General features: G+C 72.1%; 14 protein-coding genes. 7 read left to right on the top strand and 7 right to left on the bottom strand.

The features are described from left to right. Positions 1 to 38 precede the first annotated feature (38 nt). The 4 genes from AC07CM_RS34930 to AC07CM_RS34915 form a co-directional block, all read right to left on the bottom strand. Entirely contained in the window at positions 39 to 776 is a 738-nt protein-coding gene (locus AC07CM_RS34930; protein ID WP_478880496.1) for an LmeA family phospholipid-binding protein, read from the bottom strand. A 470-nt stretch (positions 777 to 1246) separates the two neighbouring features. Beyond that, positions 1247 to 2398, bottom strand: a complete 1152-nt coding sequence (locus AC07CM_RS34925) for a hypothetical protein (protein WP_478880495.1) — start codon at positions 2396 to 2398, stop codon at positions 1247 to 1249. 4 nt (positions 2399 to 2402) lie between these two features. Then, positions 2403 to 2657 (bottom strand): MoaD/ThiS family protein, encoded by a 255-nt coding sequence (locus tag AC07CM_RS34920; protein WP_359068777.1) that lies wholly within the window; start codon positions 2655 to 2657, stop codon positions 2403 to 2405. A gap of 92 nt (positions 2658 to 2749) precedes the next feature. Further along, positions 2750 to 3598, bottom strand: a complete 849-nt coding sequence (locus tag AC07CM_RS34915) for an alpha/beta hydrolase (RefSeq protein ID WP_478880494.1) — start codon at positions 3596 to 3598, stop codon at positions 2750 to 2752. Between the two features lie 171 nt (positions 3599 to 3769). Here AC07CM_RS34915 and AC07CM_RS34910 point away from each other — a divergent pair, with 171 nt between their 5' ends. The 7 genes from AC07CM_RS34910 to AC07CM_RS34880 all read left to right on the top strand — a co-directional run bounded on the left by AC07CM_RS34910 (position 3770) and on the right by AC07CM_RS34880 (position 10186). Further along, positions 3770 to 4549 (top strand): winged helix-turn-helix transcriptional regulator, encoded by a 780-nt coding sequence (locus AC07CM_RS34910; RefSeq protein WP_478880493.1) that lies wholly within the window; start codon positions 3770 to 3772, stop codon positions 4547 to 4549. A gap of 97 nt (positions 4550 to 4646) precedes the next feature. Continuing rightward, positions 4647 to 5672 (top strand): LacI family DNA-binding transcriptional regulator, encoded by a 1026-nt coding sequence (locus tag AC07CM_RS34905; RefSeq protein WP_478880492.1) that lies wholly within the window; start codon positions 4647 to 4649, stop codon positions 5670 to 5672. Positions 5673 to 5814: 142 nt separating this feature from the next. After that, positions 5815 to 6855 carry a S1C family serine protease gene (locus AC07CM_RS34900; RefSeq protein ID WP_478880491.1) on the top strand — a complete coding sequence of 347 codons (1041 nt, stop codon included), beginning with the start codon at positions 5815 to 5817 and terminating at the stop codon, positions 6853 to 6855. 38 nt (positions 6856 to 6893) lie between these two features. Further along, positions 6894 to 7112, top strand: a complete 219-nt coding sequence (locus AC07CM_RS34895; RefSeq protein WP_478880490.1) for a hypothetical protein — start codon at positions 6894 to 6896, stop codon at positions 7110 to 7112. A 92-nt stretch (positions 7113 to 7204) separates the two neighbouring features. Beyond that, entirely contained in the window at positions 7205 to 7939 is a 735-nt protein-coding gene (locus AC07CM_RS34890; protein WP_478880489.1) for a response regulator transcription factor, read from the top strand. Next, positions 7936 to 9387 carry a sensor histidine kinase gene (locus tag AC07CM_RS34885; RefSeq protein ID WP_478880488.1) on the top strand — a complete coding sequence of 484 codons (1452 nt, stop codon included), beginning with the start codon at positions 7936 to 7938 and terminating at the stop codon, positions 9385 to 9387. The genes AC07CM_RS34890 and AC07CM_RS34885 overlap by 4 nt, the downstream gene beginning before the upstream one ends. A gap of 76 nt (positions 9388 to 9463) precedes the next feature. After that, positions 9464 to 10186, top strand: a complete 723-nt coding sequence (locus AC07CM_RS34880) for a PH domain-containing protein (RefSeq protein ID WP_478880487.1) — start codon at positions 9464 to 9466, stop codon at positions 10184 to 10186. Positions 10187 to 10219: 33 nt separating this feature from the next. On the opposite strand, the gene AC07CM_RS34875 is transcribed toward AC07CM_RS34880, so the two are convergent. The 3 genes from AC07CM_RS34875 to AC07CM_RS34865 all read right to left on the bottom strand — a co-directional run bounded on the left by AC07CM_RS34875 (position 10220) and on the right by AC07CM_RS34865 (position 12397). Then, the gene (locus AC07CM_RS34875; protein WP_478880486.1) at positions 10220 to 12007 is read right to left on the bottom strand and encodes an ABC transporter ATP-binding protein; all 1788 of its coding nucleotides are present in this window, start codon (positions 12005 to 12007) and stop codon (positions 10220 to 10222) included. A 91-nt stretch (positions 12008 to 12098) separates the two neighbouring features. Then, on the bottom strand, positions 12099 to 12221 hold the full coding sequence (locus AC07CM_RS34870) for a hypothetical protein (RefSeq protein WP_478880485.1): 123 nt from the start codon (positions 12219 to 12221) through the stop codon (positions 12099 to 12101). Between the two features lie 53 nt (positions 12222 to 12274). Beyond that, positions 12275 to 12397 carry a hypothetical protein gene (locus AC07CM_RS34865; protein WP_478880484.1) on the bottom strand — a complete coding sequence of 41 codons (123 nt, stop codon included), beginning with the start codon at positions 12395 to 12397 and terminating at the stop codon, positions 12275 to 12277. Between the last annotated feature and the right edge of the window lie 104 nt (positions 12398 to 12501).

Below are 12501 nucleotides of genomic sequence, written 5' to 3'. Positions count from 1 at the left end.
CGTCTCGCCTGTCGGACGCCTCTCCGCCAGTGGTCCTACTACCCCGCCAGCTTGACGTCCGAACCCTTCACGGTGATCTCCACGCCGTCCTGGGCGGCCTGCACCTTGTCCAGCTTGATGCCGCCGGGGAGCTGGTCGATGGCCTGCTGGAAGTCGGTGATCTGGCGGATCCGGCCCTCGGCGATGTCGGCGCCGCCGAGCTTGGGCAGGGCGTCGGCCTGCACCTTGACCTTGTCGTTCGCCACGGTGACCGAGCTCAGGACGTAGACCGGCTTGGGCAGCTTGGTGCCGAGCACGGTGGCGTCCACCGCGACCTTGATCTTGCCGTTGCCGCCGTCGGAGAGGCCGACGACGCGGGCCGTGATGCCCGGTGCGACCTGGGTCGGCTCGGACTTGGCGGTCTTCAGCAGCTCGTCGTACGCGATCGTCGCGGTGCCGGTGGCGGTGGACGCGGTGGCGGAGCTGTAGTCGCCGGAGAAGTCGACGCCCTTCATGTCGGCCTTGAGGTCGTCGATGCGGATGGTCCTGCCGGCGGTGCCGGTGGCCGCCTCGTAGTCCCTGATGCCGACCTCGACGTCGTCCAGGGAGCCGCCGGCGACCTGGGTGAGGAAGGGGAAGCCCTTGATGTTCACGTCCGGGGTCGACGCGAGGTTCTCCGTCGCTTTCAGCTTGTCCGCGGCCTCGCCCTCGGCGAAGTGCACGGCGACGCGGTCGGCGATCACGAAGAGCCCGCCCAGGATCACGACGAGGATCAGGATTATTCGCAGGGCGCGCATGTGGTGTTTCCCCTGGGTCGGCGGTGGTGTACGGCTACGCCACGGTAACCCTGCGGGGCTTGGCGGGGTTCGAATTGTGGATCACTTGTGACAGGCGCGCCGCGGGTTGGGCGGGGGCGGGGATGCGCCGTGGGGGTGCGGGTCGTCCGCCGGGTGCGCATACGTCGTGGCTTGTCGCGCAGTTCCCCGCGGGGCGCGCCGCGGGATGGCACGGGGGGCGGGGATGCGCCGCGAGGGTGCGGGTCGTCCGCCGGGTGCGCATACGTCGTGGCTTGCCGCGCCGTTCCCCGCGGGGCGCGCCGCGGGATGGCACCGGAGGGGCGGGGATGCGCCGCGAGGGTGCGGGTCGTCCGCCGGGTGCGCATACGTCGTGGCTTGTCGCGCCGTTCCCCGCGCCCCTTGAGGTCGGTGCGGGGCGTCGTGGCTTGTCGTGGCCCTTGGGATACGCACCCGGCGACGGTGAAGCAGCCCTAGCCCAGGGCGCGGCCCAGTACCCACACCACCGGGGCCGCTGCCGAGAGGGGGAGGGCCACGCCTGCTGTGAAGTGGACGAAGCGGGAGGGGTAGTCGTAGCTGGCCACCCGGTGGCCGATCAGGGCGCAGATGCCGGCCGCCGCTCCCAGGGCGGCGCCCTTCGCGCCGAAGTCGGTCATGCCGCCCACCGCGATGCCCGCGCCCGCCGCCGCCAGCAGGGAGACCACGAGGGAGGCCGGGGTGGGCAGGGGCAGGGCGCGGGCCAGGATCGCCACGGCGGCCGCCGCCGCGCCCACCGACACCGCCTGGGGTTCGGCGCCCAGGTAGCCCGTCGCGAGGACCGCGAGGGCCGAGGAGGCGACCGTCGCCATCAGGCCGTACATCCGCTCGTCGGGCGAGGCGTGCGAGCGGAGCTGGAGGACCAGGGAGAGCAGGACCCAGAGGCCCAGCGGGCCGAGGATCGCGGCCGGCGCGTGGTCGCGGCCGGCGGCCAGGACCGCCACGTCCGCGGTGAGCGCACCCGCGAAGGCCAGCGCGATGCCCTGGCGGGCGGGCCACATGCCGTTGAGCCGGAACCACCCCGCCGCCGTCACGGCCTGGAGCAGCACCAGCGGTACGACGAGGGCGTACGAGGCGACGGGGGCCGTCACGGCGAGCAGCAGGCCGAGCCCGGCGGTGAGCAGCGCCGGCTGCATACCTGGCTCGATGATCGGGGAACGGCCCTCCAGGCGGGCCCGCTGGGCGTCGCTCATCCGGGAGTTCCCGGAGAGGGTGGCGGGGCCGTAGTCCGGGGCGGCCTCCGGCTCGGGGGCGGGCTCCGGCCGCTGGTTCTGCTGGGGCTCGGGCGCCGCTGCCTGCGGGGTGTACGGCTCCTGCGCCGGCAGGTACGCCGTCTCGGCCGCCTGCACCGGCGCGTGCGACTGCGTCTCCCAGGTCTGGCCCTGCCACTGCTGGGTGGCCTGCGGGTCGTGGCCGGGGTGCGGATACGGGTCGGCGTACTGGCCGTACTGGTCGTACCCGGCCTGGGGCTGGCCGGGCCACGCCTGCGGCGCCTGGTGCTGCTGATGCTGGGGGTGCGGCTGGTGTTGCTGCTGTCCGTACGGGTCGTACCCCTCGTACGGCCCGCCCTGATACGGCTGGTCGGTCATCTGCTCACCCTCCTGCGAACGGCGGGAGCACCTCGACCGTGCCGCCCTCGGCCAGCCGTACCGTCTCATGCGCGCGCGTCCCCACGGGGTCCCCGTCGACGAGGAAGGAGCATCGCTGCAGGACGCGCGTGAGTTCACCGGGGTGTCGCTCACGCACCGCGGCGAGCGCGTCGGCGAGCGTGGCCGCGTCGTACGGCTCCTCGGCGACCTGGGCCGCGGCCTTGGCAGCGGCCCAGTAGCGGACCGTGACCTTGGGCATCTGGTTCCTCAATCGACGGCAGAAGACTCTGGGGACGAACGCTGTCAGGCTAAGGCACCCCGCCGGCATCCCGGTCACCCCGGCCGTCCGGGTCAGGACGTCCGCCCGGCCCAGTCCCCGATCCTGCCCAGCAGCGCCTCGTCCACCGCGTGCTCGGCGTGGCCCATGCCGGGCTCCACCCAGAGCTCGCCGTGCTCGCCGGCGGCCTCGGCCAGCATCCGGGGATGGTCGAGCGGGAAGTAGCCGTCCTGGTCGCCGTGCACGACGAGCAGCGGGACCGGCGCGATCTTCGGGACCGCCTCCACCGGGGAGAGCGGGACCGGGTTCCAGTCGCGGTGGTGGATGCGCGTCCGCAGGCCGTAGCGGCCCACCAGTCGGCCCTCGGGGCGGGTGACGAGCCAGTGCAGGCGGCGCATCGGGGCCGTACCGCGGTAGTACCAGCGCGCGGGGGCGCTGACCGAGACCACGGCGTCCACCGTGCCGGGGTGCAGGGCCGCGTGCCGCAGCACCACGGAGCCGCCCATGGAGAAGCCGACGGTCACCACGCGCGCGTGCCCGAAGCCGCGCGCCCACTCCACCGCGGCGGCCAGGTCCAGTACCTCCTTGTCGCCGACCGTGGAGCGGCCGCCCGAGGCGCCGTGGCCCCGGAAGGAGAAGGTGACGACCGCGCCGTAACGGGCGAGCACGCCCGCCACCCTTCGCACGTGCGGCCGGTCCACGTCGCCGGTGAAGCCGTGGGCGACCACGAACACCGCGTCGCCGGAAGGTGGCCGGGAGGCGTCCGGCGGGGTTTCGTATACGACCGCACCCGGGTTGTATACGGAATCGACCGGAACTCCGTCGGCGGTGTGCAGAAACGTCCGGATAGGGCCTCGTCTGGCCGTCTCACCATTCGGACGAACGGTGGAACGCGCCTCTTGACCTGACGGACGGTTGCTCATGTGGGCTATTCTGCTGGGCAGAGGACTCGGGCAGCGCAGCCCCCGGGTCCTTTTGTGCTTTCGGACGCGTTGTATACGAGGCGGGGAACCGCAGGTGTACGGGGCCACCGGGATCGCAGAGCAGTGCCGCACCGCACACGTCCTCGCAGGGACCGAGGAGGAACCAGACGTATGAGTTCTCTGCTGCTCCTGACCAACGCCCTCCAGCCGTCGACGGAGGTGCTTCCCGCCCTCGGCCTGCTCCTGCACAACGTGCGGGTGGCCCCGGCGGAGGGACCCGCTCTCGTCGACACCCCGGGCGCCGACGTCATCCTGATCGACGGCCGCCGCGACCTGCCGCAGGTGCGCAGCCTGTGCCAGTTGCTGCGCTCCACCGGACCCGGCTGTCCGCTCCTGCTCGTCGTCACCGAGGGCGGCCTGGCCGCCGTCACCGCCGACTGGGGCATCGACGACGTACTCCTCGACACCGCGGGCCCCGCGGAGGTCGAGGCCCGCCTGCGCCTGGCCATGGGCCGCCAGCAGATCGTCAACGACGACTCGCCGATGGAGATCCGCAACGGCGACCTCTCCGTGGACGAGGCGACCTACTCCGCCAAGCTCAAGGGCCGGGTCCTGGACCTGACCTTCAAGGAGTTCGAGCTGCTCAAGTACCTCGCCCAGCACCCGGGCCGCGTCTTCACCCGCGCCCAGCTGCTGCAGGAGGTGTGGGGCTACGACTACTTCGGCGGCACCCGGACCGTGGACGTGCACGTACGGCGGCTGCGCGCCAAGCTGGGACCCGAGCACGAGTCGCTGATCGGCACCGTCCGGAACGTCGGTTATCGATTCGTTACTCCTGAAAAGGGCGACCGGTCCAGCGAGGACGCCAAGGCCAAGGCGGACCGGGCAAAAGCGGGCGATTCGGATGCAACCGCCGTCCTGGACGACACCGAGGTCCACGCGGACGCCTAGCGGAGGCACGGCGACCGCTCGGGCAGGGCATTGCTTCCGCACATCCGGCATGCGATACGCCCTGCCCAGAGCGGGTCCATCCGCGTAGACTCCGCGCGTGGCCAAGGTGACTCGGGATGATGTGGCACGGCTGGCTGGGACCTCCACCGCCGTCGTCAGTTATGTCATCAACAACGGACCCCGGCCGGTCGCCCCGGCCACGCGCGAGCGTGTCCTCGCGGCGATCAAGGAACTGGGGTACCGCCCGGACCGGGTCGCCCAGGCGATGGCGTCCCGGCGCACCGACCTCATAGGCCTGATCATCCCCGACGCCCGCCAGCCCTTCTTCGGGGAGATGGCGCACGCGGTCGAGCAGGCCGCCTCCGAGCGCGGAAAGATGGTGCTGGTCGGCAACACCGACTACATCGGCGAACGCGAGGTCCACTACCTGCGCGCGTTCCTCGGCATGCGGGTCTCCGGCCTCATCCTGGTCAGCCACGCCCTGAACGACCTCGCCGCCGCCGAGATCGACGCCTGGGACGCCCGGGTGGTGCTGCTGCACGAGCGTCCGGAGGCCATCGACGACGTCGCCGTCGTCACCGACGACCTGGGCGGCGCCCAGCTCGCCGTACGCCACCTGCTGGAGCACGGCTACGACTACGTCGCCTGTATGGGCGGCACGGCGGAGACGCCGGCCGTGGGCGACCCGGTCTCCGACCACGTCGAGGGCTGGAAGCGGGCCATGGCCGAGGCGGGCATCTCCACCGAGGGCCGGCTGTTCGAGGCGCCGTACAACCGCTACGACGCCTACCAGGTGGCCCTGGACGTCCTCTCCGGCCCGAACCGGCCGCCCGCGGTCTTCTGCTCCACCGACGACCAGGCCATCGGCGTGCTGCGGGCCGCCCGCGAGCTGCGTATCGAGGTGCCGGGCGAACTGGCGGTCGCCGGGTTCGACGACATCAAGGAGGCGGCGCTCTCCGACCCGCCGCTGACCACGATCGCCTCGGACCGCTCGGCCATGGCCCGGGCGGCGGTCGACCTGGTCCTGGACGACGGGCTGCGGGTGGCGGGCTCCCGGCGCGAGCGGCTCAAGACGTTCCCGTCCCGGCTGGTGGTCCGCACCAGCTGCGGCTGCGGAGTCTGAGCGCCCCGGCGCTTCGATGAGGGGCGGATGAGAGCCCGCCCCGAACCGCGGGAGGCCTCTTTATATCGGGCAAACGAGGTTCTGCCGGGCTTCTCAGGGAGCACTCAGGAAGCTCTCATGGTCGCGGGACATCCTCAGTGTCATGACCGAGAGCATCCGCCGCAGCGGCGAGTACGAGTACGGCGACCCGCAGGGTCCGTACGCTCAGCAGCACAGCTACTCCGCTCCCGTGAACCCCGAGTGGCCGCCCCCGCCGTCGTACGAGCCGCCGGCGGCCACGGCCCCGCAGCCGGACCCCGCGCCGCACAAGAAGCGCAGCCGCGGCCCGATGGGGCTGCTCGTGGCCGTGGCGATCGTCGCCGCCGCGGTCGGCGGCGGCACCGCCTACGCCTTCCAGGAGCTGACCGGCAAGGACACGGTCGCCTCCGCCGGCACGACCACCGCCGTGGTGCCCACCGGCAAGAAGGGCGACGTCGCAGCGATCGCCGCCGCGGTCAGCCCGAGCGTGGTCGAGATCCGGGCGACCCTCAGCAACGGCTCGTCCACCGGCTCGGGCGTGATCATCACGTCCGGCGGCGAGATCGTCACCAACAACCACGTCGTCTCCGGCGCCTCCTCGATCAAGGTGCGCACCAGCGACGGCAAGAGCTACCCGGCCGAGGTCGTCGGCACCGACAGCTCCAAGGACCTCGCGCTGATCAAGCTGAAGGGCGCCTCCGGCCTCAAGGCCGCCGCGCTCGGCGACTCCTCCGGAGTGCAGGTCGGCGACTCGGTCGTGGCGATCGGCTCCCCGGAGGGCCTGACCGGCACCGTCACCAGCGGCATCGTCTCCGCGCTCGACCGTGACGTGACCGTCTCCACGGACGAGAACCAGGGCCAGGGCCAGGGCGGCGACGGGGAGTGGCCGTTCCAGTTCGGCGGCCGCCAGTTCAACGGCGACACGGGCTCGTCCACCACGACCTACAAGGCGATCCAGACGGACGCCTCGCTCAACCCCGGCAACTCCGGTGGCGCGCTGATCGACGCGAGCGGCCGCGTCATAGGCATCAACTCCGCGATGTACTCGTCGAGTTCCCAGTCCTCGTCGTCCTCGGACGCGGGCAGCATCGGGCTCGGCTTCGCGATCCCCGTCGACACCGTCAAGTCCGACCTGGCCAAGCTGCGGGCGGGCTCCACCGGCTGAGCCCCCTTACGGGGCAAGAGGGAGCAAGGGAGCACGTCATGATCAAGCGGATTTCCCACCAGGTGGCCGACACCGGTCCGGCCGCCCTCACCCTGGCACTCGCGGTCGCGGACGAGCTGCACGCGCCCGCCCCGGAGGTCGCCGCGGTCCCCGAGCTGATGGGCCTGCGCACCTCCGCCGACCGCCCGCACCGACGCAAGGTCCCGCTGCGCCGTCTCACCGCAGTCAGGGGCCTGACCACGCTCGGGGCGGCCTGAGCCGCCGCGTGTGCCCGCCGGCACGGCAAACATGCGACGCTGAGAAACACCCCCGCCACACCCCCCCACCGCACCCCGAGGAACCGCGAGCGATGAGCCCCGCCGAAGGCGACCGTGACACCCAGCGCATCCTGATCGTCGACGACGAGCCCGCCGTACGCGAGGCGCTCCAGCGCAGCCTCGCCTTCGAGGGGTACGACACACAGGTCGCCGTCGACGGCGCGGACGCGCTGGAGAAGGCCACCGCCTACCGGCCCGACCTGGTCGTCCTGGACATCCAGATGCCCCGCATGGACGGCCTCACCGCGGCCCGCCGCATCCGGGGCGCCGGCGACACGACGCCGATCCTGATGCTCACGGCCCGTGACACGGTCGGCGACCGCGTGACGGGTCTGGACGCGGGGGCCGACGACTACCTGGTGAAGCCCTTCGAGCTGGACGAGCTGTTCGCCCGCATCCGGGCTCTGCTCCGCCGCAGCTCCTACGCGGCTGCCGTGTCGCCCCAGGCGCAGGAGGACGAGGCGCTGACCTTCGGCGACCTGCGCATGGACCTCGCTACGCGGGAGGTCACCCGGGGCGGCCGCCAGGTCGAACTGACCCGCACGGAGTTCACCCTCCTGGAGATGTTCATGGCCCACCCGCGCCAGGTCCTCACCCGCGAGCAGATCCTGAAGGCGGTGTGGGGCTTCGACTTCGAGCCCTCGTCCAACTCCCTGGACGTCTACGTCATGTACCTGCGCCGCAAGACGGAGGCCGGCGGCGAGCCGCGGCTGGTGCACACGGTCCGGGGCGTGGGGTACGTACTGCGACAGGGCGGCGCGGAGTGAACAAGCTGGTACGCCGGTACCGGGCACTGCCCATCCGGGCGCGACTGGCGATGCTGGTCGCGGCGGCGGTGGCGTTCGCGGTGGCCGCGGTCTCGATGACGTGCTGGTTCATCGTGCAGCGCAAGCTGTACGACCAGGTCGACAGCGACCTGCAGAAGTCGCTGAACATGCCGCGGTTGCGGGAGCAGGCCACGACGGCGGTCAACAACTGCACCCAGCAGACCACGAACAACCCGGCCGACGGCCCCCCGAAAATCTACGCCCAGGTGGTCACGGAGACCGGTAAGTCCTGCGTTCTGCCGTACTCCATCGGCACCGTCAAGGTCACCGGGGCGGACAAGGACCTGATCAAGAAGGCCGGCCACGACCGGGGCCTGTTCCGCAACGGCACCGACTCGGACGGCAACGACGTCCGCGCCCTCGCCCTGCCCGGGTTCACGATCGCCGACCCGAACACGGGGACGGTCACCGACGCGGCCCTCCTGATCGCTCTTCCGCTGAAGAACACCCAGAAGACCCTCAACGACCTCGCGCTCATCCTCCTCCTCGTCTCCGGCATCGGCGTCGTGGGCGCCGGGGCCGCGGGCCTCGCGGTGGCCCGGGCCGGTCTGCGTCCCGTGGACAAGCTCACCGAGGCCGTGGAACACGTGGCCCGGACGGAGGACCTGACCATCCGGATCCCCGTCGAGGACGACAGCGAGGACGAGATCGCCCGGCTCTCGCGGTCCTTCAACTCGATGACCGCCTCCCTGGCCAGCTCCCGCGACCTGCAGCAGCAGCTGATCGCGGACGCCGGCCACGAGCTGCGCACCCCTCTCACCTCCCTGCGCACGAACATCGAACTGCTCACCCGGAGCGAGGAGACGGGCCGCCCGCTCCCGCCCGAGGACCGCACGGCACTGCTCGCCTCCGTGAAGGCGCAGATGACCGAACTCGCCTCCCTCATCGGCGACCTGCAGGAGCTGTCCCGCTCGGAGGGCCAGCGTGGCGAACGCGTCCAGGTGGTCTCCTTCCGGGACACCGTGGAAGCGGCCCTGGGCCGGGCCCGGCTGCGCGGCCCGGAGCTGACGATCAAGGCGGAGCTGGAGCCCTGGTTCGTCCGGGCGGAACCCTCCGCGCTGGAGCGGGCCGTGGTCAACGTCCTGGACAACGCGGTGAAGTTCAGCCCCGAGGGCGGCACGATCGAGGTGCGGCTGAGCGAGGGCGAGCTGACGGTGCGGGACCACGGCCCCGGCATCGCCGAGGACGAACTCCCGCACGTCTTCGACCGCTTCTGGCGCTCCCCCAGCGCGCGTGCCCTGCCCGGCTCGGGCCTCGGTCTGTCCATCGTGGCCCGCACGGTCCAGCAGGCGGGCGGCGAGGTCGCCCTGACACGGGCGGGGGGCGGCGGAACGCTGGCGACGGTACGGCTGCCGGGTGCGCCCACGGCTCCACCGGAGACGCCGTAGCTCTCTTCCGGCCCACGGGCGTCCCGATCTACGATCCCCCGCACTGGTGTCCGGGGAGAGGTCGGGGGGCGGGGGCATGGACGTGTACGTCAGTGGGATCGAGCGCGAGTACCGCAGGCGGAGGAAGACGCCGCGGCTCATGTTCCTCAGCCTGGGGCTGATCGGGCTGAACGGCGTCTTCCACATGACGCAGCGCCACACCGTGTCCTCGTGGTTTCCGGCGTCGTTCTTCGCCTTCTACGTCGTGATGTTCGTCCGTGTGGTGCTGTACATGCGGCGCGGCCGCACTCTCGTCGGGGCCCGTGGGATCACCGCACGGCGGGCCGTGACCGAGCGCACCCGGGCCTGGCACGACATCTACGACATCCGGGCCGAGTCAGTGCCGAACGCCGCGTCCTTCGCCCGCAAATGGCTCACGTTCCTGTACGACACCGACGGGCGCCGGTTCGTGCTGCCGCACATCGACGACTGGCAGCTGGACGACCCGCCCGCCGAGGTCGCCGCGCTGCGGGAGGCCGCCGCCCGGCACCGCGGCATGGCGTGGGAACGCCGGCCGGAGGTCGAGGCGCGGATCCGGCGCCGGGCCGGGCACCGCAAGGCGTGGGAAAGGGCGATCACCGGCGGCCTCGTCGTCCTGCTCTGCGGCTTCCTGTCGTGGGTGGTGCTCCGGTTCACCACGCCCCACCCGCCGACGCTCCTGCTGTTCCTGTGGCTGCCCCTGGGCTCCTTCGCCGCCCTCGCCGCCCTGCTGAACTGGCGCTGGGAGTCCCAGATCCCCCAGGCCCTGCGGGAGTCGTAGGGCCTGGGGGGGACAGTTCCCGCCCGCCTCGCGCTACCAGCGCAGGATCAGCGTGTCCTCCGGCGCCGGTGCCGGTGCCGTCGCCGTCTCGGGCAGGGGCTCGGCGAGGCGGGCGTACGCGCCGCCCCGGGCCAGCAGCTCGGCGTGCGTTCCCGCCTCCACGAGACGGCCCTGGTCCATGACCAGGATGCGGTCGGCGTCGGGGGCGAGGCTCAGGTCGTGGGTGATCATGATCGTCGTGCGGCCCGCCATCAGGCGGCGCAGCGGCTGGACCACCTGCCGCGCGGCGACCGCGTCCAGGCCCGCCGTCGGCTCGTCCAGGACGAGCACCGGCGCGGCCCGCAGCATCGCGCGGGCGATGGCGATGCGCTGGAGCTGGCCGCCGGAGAGGGCGGCCGTGCCGGGGGCGATGTGTGTGTCGTAGCCGTCCGGCAGCGTGGCGATGAAGTCGTGCGCCGCCGCGTCCCGGGCCGCCCGCTCGATCTCGGTGTCGCTCGCGCCGGGCCGGCCGCAGCCGATGTTCTCCCGGATGGTGCCGTTGAGGATCAGCGTCTGCTGCGGCAGCAGGGCGATCTGCTCGCGCAGGAAGCGCAGGGGCAGGTCGGTGAGCGGGACGCCGTCGAGGCTGATGACGCCGGCCGAGGGGTCGTAGAAGCGGGTGAGGAGCTTGGAGAGGGTGGACTTCCCGGCGCCGCTCGCGCCGGTGACGAGGACCAGCTCGCCGGGTCCGGCGGTGAGGTGCACGTCCCGGAGCGAGGCCCGGTGGGCGTCCGGGTAGCGGAAGGAGACGCCGTGGAAGCCGACCCAGCCCCGCACCGGCCACTCGGCGACCGGCCGGACGGGGTCGGTGACGGCGGGCTCGGCGTCGAGGATCTCCCCGATGCGCTGGGCGCCCGCGGTGGCCGCGGTGACGGTCAGCCCGAGCTGTCCGAGGCTGCGGACCGGCGGGTACAGGTAGCCGAGGAAGGCGGCGAAGGCGAGGAGCTGCCCGAGGCTCATCCGGTCCGCCGAGATCTCCCACACCCCGAGGCCGATCACGGCGAGCACGCACAGCGTCTCGACCACCTCGACGAACTGCTCGTACCTCTCGCCGAGCCGCGCCCCGCGCACGCTCGCCCGCAGCCAGGCGCGGGCCTCGCGGTCGAGCCGCCTCTCCTCGTCCCGCTGCCGGTTGTAGGCCTGGGTGAGGACGACGTTGCCGAGGGACTCCGCCACCACGGAGGTGATGGCGCCGTCGGCGACCCGCTCGTCCCGGGAGGCCTGCTGGATGCGGCCGGAGAAGCGGCGGGCGGCGACCAGGAACAGAGGGGCGAGCACGAAGGTGGCCAGCGCGAGGTCCCAGCGCAGCCAGAAGGCGGCGCAGGCGTAGAACACGGCGGAGAAGGCGGCGGACACGGCGCCGACGACTCCCGACACCACCATCTGCTCGATGGACTCGACGTCCCCGGTCAGCCGCTCGACCAGGTCCCCCTGCCGGTGCCGCTGGAAGAAGTGCGGGGGCAGGTCCTGCACGTGCCGGAAGACACTCGCCCGCAACCGCAGCACGAATCTCTCGGCGGTCCAGGTGGCCAGCGAGTTGCCGAGGTAGCCGACCAGCGCCGCGAGTGCCGCCACGCCGAGCCAGGCACCGGCCGGCCCCCAGAAGGCGGACAGCGAGCCGGCCCGCAGCGCGTGATCCGTCAGCTCTGCGAAGAGCAGGATCGCGGCGGTCTCGGCCAGCGCGGCGACCACCACACAGGCCACGATCACCGCCAGCCACCGGCGGTCCCCGCGGGTCAGCGGCCAGAACCTGCGGAAGGCCGCACGGGCTTCCGTCACCATCGACAACTCCTTTCCACAGCTGTGGACATGACGGAGGCGGGGTCACCGGTACGACCACGGCACCGGTGACCCCGCCCCGACACGTCCTCGTTCAGCCCTTGTCCCCGACCGGCCGGCGCTTCGGCGCGGCCACGGGCTTCTCCGGGGCCGGCTTCCCCGGAGCCGGAGCGGGCTTGCGGTGCTTCTTGACGGGAGCGAGCTTGTGGAAGGACATGGAATTTCCCTATCTGATTCTCGGCCTGGACTCAGCTTGCGTTTATCGCCGGATTACTTGTGACCCACCGGGCGCTTGGGCGCGGGCTTCTTCGGCGCCTTCTTCTTGTGCACCGGAGCCGGGGCCTGGGCGGGCTTGCGGGTCTTCTTCACCGGGGCGATCTTGTGGAAGCTCATGGGCTTGACCCAAGACCGGGAAGTTAAGGATCTTGTGGTCGGTGTCGAGGTCCGTCGCGGTCAGCAGGCGAGGGCGTAGGTGGCGGGTCCGGTCTTGCGGATCA

It is taken from the genome of Streptomyces sp. NPDC044061 (assembly GCF_056434305.1).
Note: the sequence above shows the minus strand (reverse complement) of the source record. Positions and strands in the feature narration are given on the sequence as shown.

Coding starts and splice junctions, on each gene's coding strand:
- AC07CM_RS34930 (WP_478880496.1), bottom strand. CDS start 776: ATGCGCGCCCTGCGAATAATCCTGATCCTCGTCGTGATCCTGGGCGGG.
- AC07CM_RS34925 (WP_478880495.1), bottom strand. CDS start 2,398: ATGACCGACCAGCCGTATCAGGGCGGGCCGTACGAGGGGTACGACCCG.
- AC07CM_RS34920 (WP_359068777.1), bottom strand. CDS start 2,657: ATGCCCAAGGTCACGGTCCGCTACTGGGCCGCTGCCAAGGCCGCGGCC.
- AC07CM_RS34915 (WP_478880494.1), bottom strand. CDS start 3,598: ATGAGCAACCGTCCGTCAGGTCAAGAGGCGCGTTCCACCGTTCGTCCG.
- AC07CM_RS34910 (WP_478880493.1), top strand. CDS start 3,770: ATGAGTTCTCTGCTGCTCCTGACCAACGCCCTCCAGCCGTCGACGGAG.
- AC07CM_RS34900 (WP_478880491.1), top strand. CDS start 5,815: ATGACCGAGAGCATCCGCCGCAGCGGCGAGTACGAGTACGGCGACCCG.
- AC07CM_RS34895 (WP_478880490.1), top strand. CDS start 6,894: ATGATCAAGCGGATTTCCCACCAGGTGGCCGACACCGGTCCGGCCGCC.
- AC07CM_RS34890 (WP_478880489.1), top strand. CDS start 7,205: ATGAGCCCCGCCGAAGGCGACCGTGACACCCAGCGCATCCTGATCGTC.
- AC07CM_RS34880 (WP_478880487.1), top strand. CDS start 9,464: ATGGACGTGTACGTCAGTGGGATCGAGCGCGAGTACCGCAGGCGGAGG.
- AC07CM_RS34875 (WP_478880486.1), bottom strand. CDS start 12,007: ATGGTGACGGAAGCCCGTGCGGCCTTCCGCAGGTTCTGGCCGCTGACC.
- AC07CM_RS34870 (WP_478880485.1), bottom strand. CDS start 12,221: ATGTCCTTCCACAAGCTCGCTCCCGTCAAGAAGCACCGCAAGCCCGCT.
- AC07CM_RS34865 (WP_478880484.1), bottom strand. CDS start 12,397: ATGAGCTTCCACAAGATCGCCCCGGTGAAGAAGACCCGCAAGCCCGCC.